Consider the following 15,217-nt stretch of genomic DNA (forward strand, 5'->3'; position numbering starts at 1 on the left):
CCCGGCGAAAGGATCTCCGCTGATGGCCTCCCGCCTGTCCGGTACCAGCCTCACCCTCGCGTACGACCAGCGCGTCGTGGCCACGGACCTGAACGTGTCGATTCCCGACGAGTCCTTCACCGTGATCATCGGTCCGAACGCCTGCGGCAAGTCCACCCTGCTGCGGGCGCTGGCCAGGATGCTCAAGCCCAGGACGGGCGCCGTGCACCTCGACGGGAGCGTCATCACCTCCCTGCCGTCGAAGGAGGTGGCCAGGCGGCTCGGCCTGCTCCCGCAGACCTCGATCGTGCCCGACGGCATCACCGTGGCCGACCTGGTGGCCCGCGGCCGCTACCCGCACCAGCGGCTCATGCGGCAGTGGTCGAAGGCCGACGAGAGGGCGGTGACCGAGGCCATGCGCGCCACCGACGTGACCGAGCTCGGCGACCGGATCGTGGACGAGCTGTCGGGAGGCCAGCGGCAGCGGGTGTGGCTGGCCATGGCGCTGGCGCAGGAGACGCCGATCCTGCTGCTGGACGAGCCGACCACGTTCCTGGACATCTCCCACCAGATCGAGGTGCTCGACCTCTGCGCCGATCTGCACGAGGCCGGGCGGACCATGGTGGCCGTGCTGCACGACCTGAACCAGGCCTGCCGGTACGCGACCCACCTGATCGTGATGCGCGGCGGCGAGATCGTCGCCGAGGGGGAGCCGGCCGACGTCGTCACGCCGGAGCTGGTGCGGCAGGTGTTCGACCTGCGCTGCGAGATCATCCAGGACCCGCAGACGGCCACGCCGCTGATCGTTCCGGAGGCCCGCCGCCGCGTCACCGCCTCCGCCTGACACGCACCGTCAGTGCGCGCCTCTGACCTCGACGATCTCGGCGAGGGGGAACTCCAGGTAGTCGCCCGCCTCCTCGCACCACGCGTCGAGCGCGCCGCCCTTGAGCTCGCCGTGGCTGATCGTGGCGGTCAGCCCGTCGGTGAGCGTGATGCCGGCGCGCACGCCGCGGTCGACCACGAAGCCGAGCAGCGACTGCTGGGCCGTCGGTAGCCTGGTGGCCATCCGGCCGATGACCGCCCAGGTGCGGCCGCTGGAGCCGGCGTCGGCCCGGCTGGCGACGATCAGGCGGCGGGCGTGCTCGTAGGGGTCGGGCGGCGGCTCGGCCAGCATGTAGGGGGGCGCTTCGAGCTCGGTGATGCCGGTGAAGTCGGACAGCTCGGCCACCTGGCCGCCCGGCAGCAGGATCAGCTTGCCGTTGTGCGGCTCGTCCAGGTGGGTGGACCTGGCCCGGTGGATGGTGATCTCGCCGGTGTCGGCCACGGGCACGGGGGAGTAGCCGACCTCGCGCAGCGCGGCGAGGGTGCGCTCGGCGGGCGCGGCGCTGACGAGCACCGTGGGGGCGAGCAGCCGCAGGCCCAGCTTGCCCAGCCGCCGGTGGGCGGCGATCTCGGCCAGCAGCGCCGGGTCGGCGGCCTGGACGACGCAGCCGACCGTGGTGACCGTCACCTCGCCGTGCCGGCGCGCGGTGTCGCGCACGAGGTATTCCAGCGGCTGCGGGATGGTGCCGACCCCGGCCAGCTCGTCGAGCAGCTCGTCGGGCTCGTAGCCGCGGTCGAGCGCCCGGCGCACGCTCTCCGTGGTGAACCGCCACACCGAGGCGGCGCCCCGCGACTCGCGCTCGGCGGTCCGGTCGAGCAGCTCCGCCAGCTCGGCCGACGGCGGGCCGGTCACGACAGCGGTGAGGTCGGGGCCGAACAGGGCGCTCCTGCGGACGCTCGCCAGCGCCCTCGTGGCCGCCTCGGACAGCACCGGGTCGTGCTCGACCATGGGCACGGCGGCGTCGTTCTCGTCGCCCGGCCTGGCGGTCAGGCCCGCCAGCGCCCGGCCCAGGTCGGTGAGCGCGTTGTTGGCCAGCAGCCCCAGCAGCCTGGCCTCGTCGAGCACGGCGGGGGCGCACTCCCGCAGCAGCTCCAGGTCGATCAGCGGCGCGTGCCAGTGCACGCTGCCCATGAGGCTGTCGCGGCCGGCGAACGCCGTGCCGGCGGGCAGATGGGCCAGCACCGACAGCACGGCCCGGCGGACCCTGGCCACCGCGCTGCCGGTGGGGTCGTCGCCGAGCACGGTGCCGTACTTGCCGTCGACCCTGCGCAGCGACGAGCGCTCCATACGCCACCACGCCGACAGCAGCACCCTGAGCCTGGCCGAGCCCTCGTCGAGCCGCCACCGGTCGTAGCGCTCGGTGGGGATCATGCCGCCGGACTGCTCGTCCCAGGCCAGCAGCCTGGCCACCGCGCAGATCTCCAGCAGCAGCCGCGTCTCGTCCTCGTCGCAGCCGGTCTCCTTGGCGATCCTGCGCACCTCGCGCACGCCCACGCCGCCGGTCTTGAGCAGCGGCAGCGGCGTTTTCGCGGTGTTGTCCAGCAGGGCCGCGCACCGCTCCACCACGTGCGGCGCGGCCAGCGTCATCAGGTGGTCGACCTCTTCGGGGTCGACCGGGATGGTGGCCACCTCGGGCGATTCGGGCATGTAGGGCGGGTGGTAGCCGGGACCGCGCAGGCAGATCGCCACCTCGCGGGGGATCTCGGCGACGTGCCAGCTCGGCCGGAACAACAAGCCGTGGTCGGCGCACCACTTCTCCGGCGTGCCGGGGATGACGAAGCGGCCCCCGTCGACGTTGAGCGTGGGGCCCTCCCAGGCGAACCGGTCGAGCAGCGGGACGGTGCCTTCGGGGGCCTTGGACACCATCGCCCGGACCCGCTCGCCGTCGCCGAGCGCCTCGGTGACGCGGGCGATCGTGCGGCGTTTGCCGCCCTGCGCGGGCAGGCCGAGGTTGCGGGCCAGCGCGTGCAGCGCGTCGTTGCTGATCGTCCAGGAGTTGAGGTAGTGGTCGAGCGGCTCGCCCAGGCTCAGCGGCGCCGACCACCAGCGCGTCACGCCCTCGGCCAGATGGATCACGCCGTCGTCGCCCGGCCATGCCAGCGCGTGGTCGTAGAGGTGTTCGAGCCAGGGGGTCACGTCGTCGACCCTGGCGTCGACGAATGCCGCCAGCCGGTCGGCCGTGGGACGGCTCATGGCCAGGGCCGCCTCGGCCAGTTGCAGGCAGGGGAGCGGGAGCCTCCGCAGGGTCTCCATGACGGCGAAGCCGTTGCCCAGTCGCTGGGCCAGGGTGTCGAGCCGCCGGGGCCAGGGCGCGGCGATGGCGTCAGGCCTGTTGGCCAGGACGCGGCCGAGCCGGTCTTCCTCTAGTGTTCGCAGCCAGCCGAGCAGGTGATCTTCCATCTGTCAGCACTCTCATGGGGTCGCGCGCAAGGGACTCACCGTGAGCCATGACCATCCACGGTAATGCAGATCACCCCCGGTCAGGAGAGGACTGCCCAGACGATCTTTCCGTGAGGTGCGAGTGCGGACCAGCCCCAGCGGAGGCTGAGTGATTCGACGATGTGGAGTCCGAGGCCACCGGTGTCAAGAGGGCCAGGGTATCGCAGCACCGGCACCGATGACCCTGGATCGGTGAACGCGCTGGTCACGAGCGGCCCGCGGCGCACCAGGGACATGTGGACGGCGCGTTCGCGGCGTGGGTCGTCGAGGCAGAGGCCGTGGCGGAGGGCGTTGGTGGCCAGCTCGGAGACCACCAGTTCCATGTTCTCGATGAGTTCGGTCAGACCCCACCCGGTCAGGACGCCGGCGCCGAAGCTGCGGGCCGAGTGGACCGAGGAGGCGGTGGGCGGCAGCACGAACGTGGCGCTCGTCGACGGGCCGGGGGCCAGCAGATCGCGGGCCGCCTCCGGCCACCAGCCGACCGGAGGCCACCAGTCGAACGTCGTCCACTGGCCGGGCGCCGTGGTGGATTGCACGTAGATCATTCTGCGCCAAACTCTCGTGCAACTGCAAGAGCGAATGCACGTGCAGACAACACGTGCACGCGCTACGGTTTCCCTCAAAAGGTCAATATGGGGGAAAGGGGATCTTGTCCGCGGCCCATGATCTTTGGGCCGTGAAGTGACAGACTGAGTCGCAAGGAAACGACCAAGGAGCAGCACGTGTCCATTGATCCGCCCGGTTCCGGCTCGACCGTTCGGCGCATCATGCTGGGGGCGAGTCTCAGGCGCCTGCGCGAAACCAGCGGCCTGGACCGTGCTCAGGCCGGATTCCACATCCGGGCGTCCGAGTCCAAGATCAGCCGCATGGAGCTCGGGCGCGTCGGCTTCAAGACACGTGACGTGGAAGACCTGCTCACCCTGTACGGCGTCGTCGACGACGCCGAGCGCCGTGCCCTGCTGGAAATGGTTCGCGAGGCCAACACCCCCGGGTGGTGGCACAAGTACTCGGCGGAGTTGCCGACGTGGTTCACCACGTACGTGGGCCTGGAGGAGGCCGCCAGCGTGATCCGCACCTATGAGGTGCAGTTCGTGCCGGGCCTGCTGCAGACGGCCGCGTACGCGCGTTCGGTCTTCCAGCTCGGCAACCCCGATGCGAGTCCGGAGAGAATCGAGCGCCGCGTGCACATGCGCATGCAGCGCCAGGAGCGCTTCACGCAGAAGGACGGGCCCCGTCTGTGGGCCGTCGTCGACGAGGCGGCGCTCAAGAGGACCATCGGCGGGCAGGAGGTCATGGCCGAGCAGCTCCAGCATCTGCTGGAAGTCGCTGCCCTTCCCAACATCACCCTTCAGGTGATGCCCTTCAGGTTCGGCAAGCATGCCGCTGAAGGGGGCGCGTTCAGCATCTTGCGGTTTCCCGAGTCCGACTTGTCGGACGTTGTCTACGTCGAGCAGCTCTGGGGTGCCCTGTACCTGGACAAGCGTGAGGACATCGATCCGTATCTCACGGCTATGGAGCAACTGTGCGTGGAGAGCACCACGCCAGGGGGCACCGTCGAGCTCATCGGCGGTCTTCTCAGAAAGATGTAGATGAACCAGACCTACAACGGCATGCCCGCGGCGGACCTGACCCAGGTCGCCTGGCGCAAGAGCCGCTACAGCAACTCGCAGGGCAACTGCGTGGAGCTCGCGGAGCTTCCCGACGGAGGGATCGCGGTGCGCAACTCGCGTTTCCCCGACGGCCCTGCCCTCATCTATACCCGCGACGAGATCCGGGCACTGGTGCTCGGGGTGAAGGACGGAGAGTTCGACGGACTGCTCGTGTAACACCGTGTTCACCTGCGGCTCACCCGCTTAACGGGGGCGAGCCGCAGGTGTAATCGCCCCGCCTCCCGCCGGGGTGAGGATCGGGGTCATGCTCGACCAGATGACGTGGTACCCGATCGCCGACGACGTGTTGTTCGCGCCCGGCGGCAAGGTCGTGATCCGCACCTACGGCGTGGCTCCCGCCACCGCGGGTGCCTCCGTCTCCTACCGGACCTGGGTGACCGGCATCCGCGACCAGCCGCGGTACTGGCACTGGGGCCATTTCGAGGACGCCGCCACCGGGCACCGCAGGGTCCTGGAGTGGCTCACCGGGCGCGGCCCGCGACCTTCCCCGGCGCCGGCCGACGCCGCGCCGGGCGCGGTCAGGACGCCCTGAGGCAGTCGGCCGGGGCGTTCCACGTCATGAGCACCGGCTCGGCGTGCTCGAATCCGAGCCGCGAGTACGTGCCCGTGTCGAGCCTGAACAGCCGCCCCTCCGCTGGGCCGAGCCCCAGCCAGCGGGCGGCCAGGACGCGCAGGAAGTGGCCGTGCGCCACCAGCGCCACCCGTCCCCGTGCGGCGCGCGCCCGTTCGATCACCCGGTCGGCACGGGCGGCGACCTCCGCGGCGCTCTCCCCTGGATGCTCGGCGTCGCCGGGGATCACGCCGTCGCGCCACAGGTACCACCCGGGGCGGCTCTCGCGGATCTCGGGCGTGGTGATGCCCTCGTAGCCGCCGTAGTCCCACTCCCACAGGTCGGCGTCCACCTCGTAGCCGTTGAGCCCGGCCAGGTCCGCCGTGCGCCGCGCGCGCTGCGCGGGCGAGACCAGCACGAGGCCGAACTCGCGCCCCTTGACCAGCGGCGCCAGCGCCCTGGCCTGCTCCTCGCCGTCGCCGGTCAGCGGCAGGTCGGTGCGGCCGGTGTGCTTGCCTGCCTTGCTCCACTCTGTCGCGCCGTGCCGGAGCAGCACCATCTCGTCCATGTTGTCCATCATCCGGTACGGCCCGTCGCGGCCCGGCGCCAGGGGGCGAGCGCGCGCAGGAGAGGTCGTGACGTCCGGTTAGAGCAGGAAGGCGTCACTTCCGGGGTGAGATGGGAGCGTAGGAACGCTACTGGAGGGTTAGATGTCCAATATTGCGGGTTTTGTATAGGTCGAGGAGGGGCGCATGGAGCCGGTGGCGGTCGGGCTGGTCGGAGCGGGACCGTGGGCGGAGATGGCGCACGCGCCGATGCTGGCCAGAGGGCCGCACACGCGGCTGGCCGGGGTGTGGGCCCGCAGGCCGGAAGCGGCGGCCAGGTTCGGCGCGCCGGTGTTCGAGCGGGTCGAGGACCTGTTCGACGCCTGCGAGGCCGTCGCGTTCTGCGTGCCGCCGGCCGTCCAGGCCGAGATCGGCGTCCGCGCCGCCCGCGCGGGCAAGGCGCTGCTGCTGGAGAAGCCACTGGCCGACTCGCTCGAAGCCGCCGAGCGCCTGGCCGGCGCCGTGGCGGAGGCGGGCGTCGCCTCCCAGATGGTGCTCACCATGCGGTACGCCACCCAGACCCGCATCTTCCTCGCCCGGTGCGCCGAGATCGAGGCGTTCGGCGGCCACGCCGCCAACATCTCCGGCGCCCTCCTCGGCGACCACCACTTCGCCACCCCGTGGCGGCTCGAACGCGGCGCGCTCCTGGACGTCGGCCCGCACGTCATCGACCTGCTGGACGCCGCGCTCGGCCGGGTGACCGGCGTGCGCGCGCACGGCCACCCCCTCGGCTGGACCGGGCTGCTGCTGGAGCACGAGAACGGCGCCGTCAGCGAGGCGTCCCTGTGCATGACCGCCGTCGGCGACCTGCCCCCGTCGTCGTTCGCCGTGTACGGCCGCACCGGCAACGCCGTGCTGCTGCCGTTCGACGACGACCCCCTCGAGAACGTGGCCGCGGAGTTCGCGGAGACCGTGCGCAACGGCGGCGGGCACCCGCTCGACGCCGCCCACGGGCTCCGGCTCCAGCGGATCATCGCCGAGGCGGAGGCCCAACTGGCCCCTTGACGCCCGGCTCCATCGGGGGATTGATAGCGTTTGTCCGACGCGCAGCGTTGCAGCGAAGTCCGGTGCGAATCCGGCGCTGTCCCGCAACTGTCATAGCCAGGTCGCCTGCCGCTGCGCCGACGTCATCAGCCCTCGTGGAAAAGGGTGATCCGTCGCTCTATGCGGGTCTCTCGGTTCCGACAGTGTGAAAGGACTACTCGTGAGGCCTGTACGAACGGCCTTCGCGGGCGCGCTGCTGGGAACGCTCGTCCTGGCCGGCTGTGGCCAGGCCGGCACGACAGCCACCCCCTCCTCCGCCCCCGCGTCCTCGGCCCCCGCCGCCCCCTCGGGAGAGTTCCCCGTCACGATCGAGGCCGGCAACGGCCAGGTCACCATCGCCAGGAGGCCGGAGCGCGTCGTCTCGCTGTCGGCCACCCACACCGAGACGCTCTTCGCCATCGGCGCGGGCCCTCAGGTCGTCGCCGTGGACAACCAGTCGAACTACCCGCCGGAGGCTCCCAAGACCGACCTGTCGGGCTTCGAGCCCAACGTCGAGGCCATCGTGGCCGAGAAGCCCGACCTGGTCGTCGTCTCCGACGACCTCAACAAGATCGTCGCCGAGCTGGGCAAGGTGAACGTGCCCGTCCTGGTGCAGCCCGCCGCCACCGAGCTCGACGACACGTACGAGGAGATCCTCGAGCTCGGCGCCGCCACCGGCAACAAGGCCAAGGCCGAGGAGGTCGTCTCCGGCATGAAGACGGCCATGGACAAGCTGGCCGCCGAGGCGCCGAAGGACAAGAAGCTCACCTACTACCACGAGCTGGACCAGACGCCGTACGCCGCGACGTCGAAGACGTTCATCGGCCAGATCTACGGCATCTTCGGCCTCACCAACATCGCCGACAAGGCGCCCGCGTCCGCGGGCGGCTACCCCAAGCTCTCCGCCGAGTTCGTCGCCCAGGCCGACCCTGACCTGATCTTCCTGGCGGACGTCAAGTGTTGCGGGCAGAGCAAGGAGACCCTGGCCAAGCGGCCAGGATGGAAGAACCTGTCGGCGCTCAAGAACGACCAGGTGATCCAGCTCGACGACGACATCGCCTCCCGCTGGGGGCCACGCGTCGTCGACCTGGCCGAGGCGATCGGCGCCGCCGTGGCCGAAGCGGGCGCAGGGGACGGCACGAGCTGACCGTGACCACGCAGGCCCGCCCGTCCAGGGCCAGACCCGCCTGGGTGGCGAGCGCCCTGGGCGTGCTGGCCGCCACCATGGTCGCCGGGCTGCTCGACGGTGCCGCCGACATCTCGCCGTGGCAGGTCGTGCTGCAGGTCGCGGACTGGCTGCCGCTCGTCCGCGTCGACTCCGGGCTCGCCCCCGTCGAGCAGGGGCTGCTGTTCGAGCTGCGGCTGCCCCGGGTCCTGGTCGCCGCCGTGGTCGGCGGGCTGCTGGCCATGGCGGGGGCGGGATACCAGGGCGTGTTCCGCAACCCGCTCGCGGACCCCTACCTGCTGGGCGCGGCCGCCGGCGCGGGGCTCGCGGCGACCGCGGCCATCGTGCTGCTGCCCGCCGCGGAGGGCAGCGTGCCGATCGCGGCCTTCGCCGGGGCCGTGGGCGGCGTCTTCCTGGCGTACACGCTCGGCAACGCCGCCGGGCGCGCGGGCGGCACCGCCACGCTGGTGCTGGCCGGGGTGGCGGTCACGTCGTTCCTGACCGCGATCCAGACGTTCGTCCAGCAGCTCAAGGTCGAGGAGCTGCAGCGCATCTACTCGTGGATCCTCGGCGACGTCGGCGGCGGATGGGACCAGCTCTGGCTGGTCCTGCCGTACGGCGCCGTCTCCGCCGTCCTGCTCCTGCTGCACGGGAGGATGCTCGACGTGTTGTCCGTGGGCGACGAGGAGGCCACGAGCCTCGGGGTGCGCGCGGCGAGGGTGCGTTTCACGGTGTTGCTGGCGGCGTCGCTGGCCACCGCCTCGGCCGTGGCGGTGAGCGGGCTGATCGGGTTCGTGGGCATCGTCGTCCCGCACGTCGTGAGGCGGCTGGCGGGCGGCTCGTACCGGAGCGTGCTGCCGCTCTCGCTGATCGGCGGCGCGGCCTTCCTGGTGCTGGCCGACCTCGTCGCGCGCACCGTGCTGGCGCCCGCCGAGCTGCCGATCGGCGTGGTGACCATGTTCGTGGGAGCGCCGTTCTTCGTCGGCATCCTGCGCGTGACCAGGCGGGCGGCCACATGATCGGGGTCAGTGCCGTCTCCGTGCGGCTCGGCGGGCGCGACGTCGTCGCGGACGTCGGCCTCGACGTGCGGCGCGGCGAATGGCTGGCCATCATCGGGCCCAACGGCGCCGGCAAGTCCACGCTGCTCAAAGCGGTCATGGGCCTGGTCGCGCACCGGGGCGAGGTCACGATCGACTCCCGGCCGGGCGCCGCGCTCAAGCCCCGCGCACGGGCCAGGCTGGTGGCGTACGCGCCGCAGTCGCCGGCCCTGCCGCCCGACATGTCGGTCTTCGACTACGCGCTGCTCGGGCGCACCCCGTACATCCCCTACCTCGGGAGGGAGAGCGGGCACGACCGGCGGGTCACCGCCTCCGTGCTCGACCGGCTCGACCTCACAGGGCTGGCCACCCGCCGCGTCGGCGAGCTGTCCGGCGGGGAGCGGCAGCGCGTGGTGCTGGCCAGGGCGCTCGCCCAGGAGGCGCCCGTGCTGCTGCTCGACGAGCCGACGACGGCGCTCGACCTCGGGCACCAGCAGCAGGTGCTGGAGCTGGTCGACCGCCTGCGCAGGGCCGACGGGCTGACCGTCGTCACCACTCTGCACGACCTGACCGTGGCGGGGCTCTACGCCGACTCCCTGCTCCTCATGGCCGAGGGACGCGCGGTGGCCGCGGGCAAGCCCGCCCAGGTGCTGACCGAGGCACTGGTGGGCCGGCACTTCGACGCCCAGGTCAAAATCGAGCCCGGGCCCGACGGGCGGCCCGTCGTGCACCTGGTCAGGGGAGGACCGTGAAGCTGACGTACCGCGTGGAGGGGGGCGCCCGGCTCGGGTCGCTGCTGTGGGAGTTCGGACCCGGATATCGGATGATCTCCTCCGCGATGCTGGGCGGCGGGATCGGGGCCCGCGCGTGGGTGCTGAACGCGCAGGTCGTGGCCGGCTACGCGCGGATGGACCCGGCCGAGCACCTGCGGTCGTTAGGTCCCGCGGGTGACGGGGTCGGGATGATGACCGCCGCGTCCGTCGACCGCTGCACGCGCGCCGCGGACGGTGGCGTGGAGGCGGTGGCCACCGTCGGGCTGCGGGTGCCCACATGGGCCGCCGCCCCGGAAGGCACCGACGACCCCGAGCTCGCGCCCATGCGGGTGGGCACGGTCAACATCGTCACCGTGCTGCCGGTGGCGATGACGGACGCCGCGCTGGTCAACACGGTCATGACGGTCACCGAGGCGAAGACGCAGGCGCTCGTCGAGGCCGGGTTCCCCTGCACGGGCACGGCCTCCGACGCGGTCTGCGTGGCCGTTCCCGCCGGCGGGCCGCGGGAGGTGTTCGGCGGGCCGCGCTCGGAGTGGGGTGCACGGGTGGCGCGGGCGGTGCACCAGGCGGTCCGGCGCGGTGCCGAATCGTGGCGTATCCGTCACCCAGGGTGTTGATTTTCGGGGAAGTAGCATGTGGGCGAGGGCGTGACTCCCGATACTGAGTGGGTGACCGCAATGGCGACGATCGAACCGAAGAGCGGAACGGCCGCGGATGAGCCGACCACGAGGCGCACGGTTCTCCCGGGTGCGCCGCCGTTCACCGTCGACGACCTGCTCAGGTTCCCCGACGACGGGAACCGATACGAGCTCTTCAACGGGAGCCTGCTCGTGAGCCCTGCCCCCACCCCCCTGCACCAGCGTGTGATCACCCGGCTGATGATCATCCTCCAGAGCGCGGCGCCGCCCGAACTGGAGTGCCTGACCACGGTCAACGTTGGCTACAGCAACGAGAACTTCTACATCCCCGACCTCGTCGTCGTTCCCGAGGCAGTGTCCGACGGGGTGGACCTGATGTACTCACCCGGCGACCTGCTCCTCGCCGTCGAGGTGGTCAGCCCGAGCAGCAAGTCCGTCGACAGAGCGGTCAACGTGGAGGCGTACGCGGAAGCGGGCATTCCCCTCTACTGGCGTGTCGAGCCCATGGAAGGGCCGAGAATCTACGTCTACGAACTCGACGGCCACTCCTACGCGGGACCCGCCGTTCACAAGGCCGGAAACATGGTCACCCTGCCGGCGCCCTTCTCCGTGACCTTCGATCCCGCCCAGTTGATGCGTCTCAGAGGCTGACCCCGTAGTCCTCGGCCGCTCCCCGGGGGGTGACGCGCCCCGCCTCGAGGTCGGCCAGGATCGCCTCCCTGTCCCGTTCGCCCGGCGGGCCGATGCCGCCCCCGCCCGTGGTCTCCACGATGAACGCCTCGCCCGCCGCGAACCGCACGTTGCCGACCTTCGACGCCAGGCGTTCCACGGTCCCGTCCAGACGACGCCGGAAGAACCCGCCCAGCGGCCCCGGCAACCCGCCGTCGCGGCCCGGGTCGTAGCGGTCCTCCTCGACCCGGGCGTAACGGCCGAGCGGGATGGTGGCGCGAAAGCCCTGGGTGGTGACATAAGCCACCCGTACGCCTGTGCGTTCGAGCACCGCGTTGGTCGCCAGCGTGGTGGCGTGCACCACCCGTTCGACCCGGGCGGGGTCGCGGTCGCCGAGCGCGCGCGTAACGCCGGCGAGGATTCCCGCGATGGGGTCGTAGTGGGTGCTCAATACTTTGGCCACGGCCAACGTGCCGCGCCGGGTCTCCTTGGCGCGAAGGACCACGTCGGTGAAGGTGCCGCCGGCATCGACGCCGATCACGAACCCCATCCGCGTACGCTATGTCCCCTAGCAAGCGCTTGTCTACGTAGTCGTCTATTGACTTACGGCACCCGATTGGGACCCTGGTCTTAATCCAGCCTTTGGGAGCGGAGAGATGGCGCGCCTCAGAGCTCTTGCCAGTGGCGTCGCGGCGGCGCTCGTGCTGGTCGCGACGCCGGTCGCCGCACACGAGCATCCGAGCGGGATCACCGACCTGGTGAGCCCCGCCGTGATACGGCTGGAGGCCGTGTCCCACGTGGAGATCACCCTGCTCGACCACGTCGGCCGGCTCAAACATGTGGAGCGGTCCTACGACTTCCCGTTCGCCGAGGGAACGGGGACCGTCGTCAACCCCGACGGGAGCGTCGTCGCGCTCCGCCGCCTGGCGGTGAACGACGACGACGTCGCCGTACGCGCCGCGAACAAGATCTTCGCCGAGCACCACGACGTCGAGATCCCAGACGACGACGAGAAGCACGAGCTCCCGGACGAGCTGCTCGACCGGCACCTACAGGACTGCTACCCGCCCAGAAGCGACACGTCCACCTGCATCATCACCGTGACCACGGAGATCACCGCCTTCCCCAACGTGTCGCCGGCCAGCGCCGACGGCTACAAGCTCAAGCTCGCCAAGGCGGGCGGGAAGGCCGACAGCCCCGCCGTGCTGGTGCCGCTCGACCCCGCGACGGGAAGCGTCGGCATGCCCACCGCGCCGCTCGCGGACAAGGTGCCCGACCAGCAGGGCGCGCCCACCAGCGTGGCCGGCTTCCTGGGCCGTCCCGGCCCCAAGACCACCCACACGGTCGAGATCGCCCACCTGGGCAAGGGCGGCACGTCGGGCGACGCAGGCAGGCCCTTCACCGACCCCGACAAGAAGGTGGACGAGCCGGTCAAGCTCGGTGGCCTGGCCGACAGGGGCATGATCGGCGCGCCGGTCATCGGCGACAAGGACGGCCACGTCATCGGCCTGCTCGTCGGCGGCGGCGACGACGCCAGGATGATCGGCGTCAGGGAGATCACCAAGACCCTCGCGGAGGCCGGGGTGGAGCCGCGCAGGGGCGCGATCGACACGGCGTTCGAGGCGGCGCTGACCCGCTACCACACGAAATACTTCACCGAGGCGGCGCCGGGCTTCCAGCGGGTGCTCGAGCTCTATCCGGGCAACGTGGTGGCCGCGGAGCTGCTCAAGACCTCGCTGGCCAAGCGGGGCGGCCCCGAGGACCAGGGCACGCGGGAGGCTGCGGCCGAACCGGCCGGTTCCACCCCGCTGTGGCCGTTCCTCCTGGCGGCGGGGATCCTCTTCCTGGCCGCGGGCGGCGGGGCGTATCTGCTGTGGCGCCGCCGCGCTCCCGAAGAAGTGACCACACCGGCGCAGCCGCTCGCGGCCGGTCCACCGCCCGACGACGACGGCGCCCACCAGACCGTGGTCGTACGGCGCTCCCAGCCGTTCCACGTGGCCCCGCAGCACCAGCAGGTGATGACCGCGCCGGACCCGGCGATCAAGTACTGCACCTCGTGCGGCATGAAGCTCGGCCCCGCGCATCGTTTCTGCGGCTACTGCGGCCACCCCATCGAGACGTGATGCACGTGAACGAAAGATCGCTCATCGGCCAGGAGGTGGCCGGATATTACATCGAGGACATCGTCGGCAAGGGCGGCATGGCCGTCGTCTACCTGGCGCTCGACCCCCGGCTGAGCCGCCGCGTGGCGCTGAAGATCCTCAACCCGGTGCTCAGCGTCGACGACCGGTTCAGGCAGCGGTTCATCCTGGAGTCCAGGACGGTCGCCAGCATCGAGCACCCCAACATCATCCCGATCTACGAGGCGAACGCCGACGCCGACGGCGTGCTCTACATCGCCATGCGCTACGTCGACGGCCTCGACCTGCGCCGCCTCATCCACGACCGCGGGCCGCTGCCGCTCGGCCCGGCCAACCGGATCTTCGCCCAGGTCGCCGCCGCGCTCGACGCCGCCCACGCGCACGACCTGATCCACCGCGACGTCAAGCCGGCCAACATCCTGCTGGCCGGCGACCACGTCTACCTCACCGACTTCGGCATCACCAAGCACCGCTCGTCGATCTCCGGGCTGACCCAGACCGACCACTTCATCGGCACGCCCCGCTACATGTCGCCCGAGCAGATCAACAAGGAGACCGTCGACGGCCGCTGCGACCAGTACGCGCTGGCCTGCGTCGTCCACGAGGCGCTGTCGGCGCGGCTGCCGTTCCAGCGTGAGAACGACATCGCGCTGCTCTGGGCCCACCTGGCCGAGCAGCCGACGCCGCTGTCGCAGCTCAGGCCCGAGCTGCCGCCGCAGGTCGACGCCGTGATGATGCGCGCGCTGGCCAAGGCGCCCGAGCAGCGCTACGCGACCTGCGCGGAGTTCGTGACGGCGCTGCGCGAGGCGATGAGCGGGCGCCAGGGGGAGCCTTCGCCGGGAGGGTCCTCGGGGCCGCATCTCGTGCCCCGCCCCACACCGGGCTCGGGCCCCGGGGCCCCTGCCGGTTCACATGCCGGGTCCCACACGGGGCCGCACGCTGGTCCGGGGTTCGCGCGGTCTCCGGGCGGCGCCCAGGGGGCGCCCACGCAGCCGTCCGCGCCGAGACGTCCCGGACGCGTCCCGATCGTGGCGGCCACGCTGGTCGCAGCCGCCGCGGCGCTCGCCCTGGTCGTGATGATCGTCGTGAACCACCAGGGGGACACCTGGTCCCGTTACAAGACCAGCTCCGCCGCGCCGCTCACGTTCGAGTACCCCGGCGACTGGGCCGTACGCACCCATCAGGACCTGTTCGCGGTGGCCTCGCCGCATGCCACCGAGTTCGAGAAGTTGTTCGTCGCCGGCCCCGCCGCCGACTGGTCGACGGTCTCGGAGATCGTCGCCGACGAGCCCGACAGCGCCTCCGGTCTGTACGTCCAGGTCTCCGACACGCTCGACGCCGGCGGCACCTCCGAGCAGATGAAGGCCAAGATGGACGCCCTGCTGCCCGGCCAGGTCGACGTCGGCAGACCCGTGCCCGACCAGGCCGGCAACAGCCCAGCGACCCGCTTCGACGGCACGCTGCGCGATCCGGCCACCGGCACCAGGCTCGGTTTCGTCAGCTACGTGATCGACCGCGAGCCGAAGACCATGCTCGTCATGTACTTCTGCGCCAAGGCCACGTGTGACGACGCCACCCAGGCGCGCATCAGGCAGAGCGTCCACGTGTCCTGACCGCCGTTCTGTCTCATCATTCGGGAGGCTTT

At 71.4% G+C, this 15,217-nt stretch carries 16 protein-coding genes and 1 riboswitch; of the genes, 12 read left to right on the top strand and 4 right to left on the bottom strand.

What is annotated here, in order from left to right:
• The first annotated feature begins 22 nt into the window (after positions 1 to 22).
• Positions 23 to 823 (top strand): ABC transporter ATP-binding protein, encoded by an 801-nt coding sequence (locus ABGA98_RS24395; protein ID WP_347620707.1) that lies wholly within the window; start codon positions 23 to 25, stop codon positions 821 to 823.
• A 9-nt stretch (positions 824 to 832) separates the two neighbouring features.
• Here ABGA98_RS24395 and ABGA98_RS24400 read toward each other — a convergent pair whose 3' ends face one another.
• On the bottom strand, positions 833 to 3,262 hold the full coding sequence (locus ABGA98_RS24400) for a helicase-associated domain-containing protein (protein ID WP_347620708.1): 2,430 nt from the start codon (positions 3,260 to 3,262) through the stop codon (positions 833 to 835).
• Between the two features lie 80 nt (positions 3,263 to 3,342).
• Positions 3,343 to 3,846 (bottom strand): ATP-binding protein, encoded by a 504-nt coding sequence (locus ABGA98_RS24405; protein ID WP_132605034.1) that lies wholly within the window; start codon positions 3,844 to 3,846, stop codon positions 3,343 to 3,345.
• Positions 3,847 to 4,068: 222 nt separating this feature from the next.
• On the opposite strand from ABGA98_RS24405, the gene ABGA98_RS24410 reads away from it, so the two are divergent.
• From ABGA98_RS24410 to ABGA98_RS24420, 3 genes are all read left to right on the top strand, one after another.
• Positions 4,069 to 4,890: a helix-turn-helix transcriptional regulator gene (locus ABGA98_RS24410; protein ID WP_347620886.1), complete on the top strand. Its 822-nt coding sequence runs from the start codon at positions 4,069 to 4,071 to the stop codon at positions 4,888 to 4,890.
• Positions 4,891 to 5,127, top strand: coding sequence for a DUF397 domain-containing protein (locus ABGA98_RS24415; RefSeq protein ID WP_043632079.1), 237 nt, complete (start codon positions 4,891 to 4,893; stop codon positions 5,125 to 5,127).
• A gap of 88 nt (positions 5,128 to 5,215) precedes the next feature.
• Positions 5,216 to 5,503, top strand: coding sequence for a hypothetical protein (locus tag ABGA98_RS24420; protein WP_347620709.1), 288 nt, complete (start codon positions 5,216 to 5,218; stop codon positions 5,501 to 5,503).
• Here the strand turns inward: ABGA98_RS24420 and ABGA98_RS24425 are convergent.
• Positions 5,490 to 6,089, bottom strand: a complete 600-nt coding sequence (locus ABGA98_RS24425; RefSeq protein WP_347620710.1) for a histidine phosphatase family protein — start codon at positions 6,087 to 6,089, stop codon at positions 5,490 to 5,492. The two genes, ABGA98_RS24420 and ABGA98_RS24425, sit on opposite strands and share 14 nt — an antisense overlap.
• A gap of 184 nt (positions 6,090 to 6,273) precedes the next feature.
• Between ABGA98_RS24425 and ABGA98_RS24430 the strand changes: the two genes are divergently transcribed.
• The 6 genes from ABGA98_RS24430 (at position 6,274) to ABGA98_RS24455 (ending at position 11,413) form a co-directional block, all read left to right on the top strand.
• Positions 6,274 to 7,131 carry a Gfo/Idh/MocA family oxidoreductase gene (locus ABGA98_RS24430; protein WP_347620711.1) on the top strand — a complete coding sequence of 286 codons (858 nt, stop codon included), beginning with the start codon at positions 6,274 to 6,276 and terminating at the stop codon, positions 7,129 to 7,131.
• Between the two features lie 10 nt (positions 7,132 to 7,141).
• A riboswitch (cobalamin riboswitch) is annotated at positions 7,142 to 7,259 on the top strand.
• A gap of 71 nt (positions 7,260 to 7,330) precedes the next feature.
• A complete protein-coding gene (locus ABGA98_RS24435) occupies positions 7,331 to 8,296 on the top strand; it encodes an ABC transporter substrate-binding protein (protein ID WP_347620712.1) in 966 nt (321 codons plus the stop codon).
• A 2-nt stretch (positions 8,297 to 8,298) separates the two neighbouring features.
• A complete protein-coding gene (locus ABGA98_RS24440) occupies positions 8,299 to 9,333 on the top strand; it encodes an iron ABC transporter permease (RefSeq protein WP_347620713.1) in 1,035 nt (344 codons plus the stop codon).
• A complete protein-coding gene (locus tag ABGA98_RS24445) occupies positions 9,330 to 10,103 on the top strand; it encodes an ABC transporter ATP-binding protein (protein WP_347620714.1) in 774 nt (257 codons plus the stop codon). The genes ABGA98_RS24440 and ABGA98_RS24445 overlap by 4 nt, the downstream gene beginning before the upstream one ends.
• Positions 10,100 to 10,741 (top strand): adenosylcobinamide amidohydrolase, encoded by a 642-nt coding sequence (locus ABGA98_RS24450; protein WP_347620715.1) that lies wholly within the window; start codon positions 10,100 to 10,102, stop codon positions 10,739 to 10,741. The genes ABGA98_RS24445 and ABGA98_RS24450 overlap by 4 nt, the downstream gene beginning before the upstream one ends.
• A gap of 60 nt (positions 10,742 to 10,801) precedes the next feature.
• Positions 10,802 to 11,413 (top strand): Uma2 family endonuclease, encoded by a 612-nt coding sequence (locus ABGA98_RS24455; RefSeq protein WP_347620716.1) that lies wholly within the window; start codon positions 10,802 to 10,804, stop codon positions 11,411 to 11,413.
• Here the strand turns inward: ABGA98_RS24455 and ABGA98_RS24460 are convergent.
• Complete coding sequence (locus tag ABGA98_RS24460) at positions 11,403 to 11,981, bottom strand: hydantoinase/oxoprolinase N-terminal domain-containing protein (protein ID WP_347620717.1); 579 nt, start codon at positions 11,979 to 11,981, stop codon at positions 11,403 to 11,405. The genes ABGA98_RS24455 and ABGA98_RS24460 overlap by 11 nt on opposite strands.
• Before the next feature lie 106 nt (positions 11,982 to 12,087).
• Between ABGA98_RS24460 and ABGA98_RS24465 the strand changes: the two genes are divergently transcribed.
• Complete coding sequence (locus tag ABGA98_RS24465) at positions 12,088 to 13,554, top strand: hypothetical protein (RefSeq protein WP_347620718.1); 1,467 nt, start codon at positions 12,088 to 12,090, stop codon at positions 13,552 to 13,554.
• On the top strand, positions 13,554 to 15,185 hold the full coding sequence (locus ABGA98_RS24470; RefSeq protein ID WP_347620719.1) for a protein kinase: 1,632 nt from the start codon (positions 13,554 to 13,556) through the stop codon (positions 15,183 to 15,185). The genes ABGA98_RS24465 and ABGA98_RS24470 overlap by 1 nt, the downstream gene beginning before the upstream one ends.
• Positions 15,186 to 15,217 lie beyond the last annotated feature (32 nt).

It is taken from the genome of Nonomuraea sp. B1E8 (assembly GCF_039871515.1).
In the GTDB taxonomy this organism is placed as follows: Bacteria; Actinomycetota; Actinomycetes; order Streptosporangiales; family Streptosporangiaceae; genus Nonomuraea.

Coding starts and splice junctions, on each gene's coding strand:
- ABGA98_RS24465 (WP_347620718.1), top strand. CDS start 12,088: ATGGCGCGCCTCAGAGCTCTTGCCAGTGGCGTCGCGGCGGCGCTCGTG.
- ABGA98_RS24400 (WP_347620708.1), bottom strand. CDS start 3,262: ATGGAAGATCACCTGCTCGGCTGGCTGCGAACACTAGAGGAAGACCGG.
- ABGA98_RS24405 (WP_132605034.1), bottom strand. CDS start 3,846: ATGATCTACGTGCAATCCACCACGGCGCCCGGCCAGTGGACGACGTTC.
- ABGA98_RS24410 (WP_347620886.1), top strand. CDS start 4,069: ATGCTGGGGGCGAGTCTCAGGCGCCTGCGCGAAACCAGCGGCCTGGAC.
- ABGA98_RS24420 (WP_347620709.1), top strand. CDS start 5,216: ATGCTCGACCAGATGACGTGGTACCCGATCGCCGACGACGTGTTGTTC.
- ABGA98_RS24425 (WP_347620710.1), bottom strand. CDS start 6,089: ATGGACGAGATGGTGCTGCTCCGGCACGGCGCGACAGAGTGGAGCAAG.
- ABGA98_RS24415 (WP_043632079.1), top strand. CDS start 4,891: ATGAACCAGACCTACAACGGCATGCCCGCGGCGGACCTGACCCAGGTC.
- ABGA98_RS24460 (WP_347620717.1), bottom strand. CDS start 11,981: ATGGGGTTCGTGATCGGCGTCGATGCCGGCGGCACCTTCACCGACGTG.
- ABGA98_RS24430 (WP_347620711.1), top strand. CDS start 6,274: ATGGAGCCGGTGGCGGTCGGGCTGGTCGGAGCGGGACCGTGGGCGGAG.
- ABGA98_RS24470 (WP_347620719.1), top strand. CDS start 13,554: ATGCACGTGAACGAAAGATCGCTCATCGGCCAGGAGGTGGCCGGATAT.
- ABGA98_RS24455 (WP_347620716.1), top strand. CDS start 10,802: ATGGCGACGATCGAACCGAAGAGCGGAACGGCCGCGGATGAGCCGACC.
- ABGA98_RS24395 (WP_347620707.1), top strand. CDS start 23: ATGGCCTCCCGCCTGTCCGGTACCAGCCTCACCCTCGCGTACGACCAG.
- ABGA98_RS24445 (WP_347620714.1), top strand. CDS start 9,330: ATGATCGGGGTCAGTGCCGTCTCCGTGCGGCTCGGCGGGCGCGACGTC.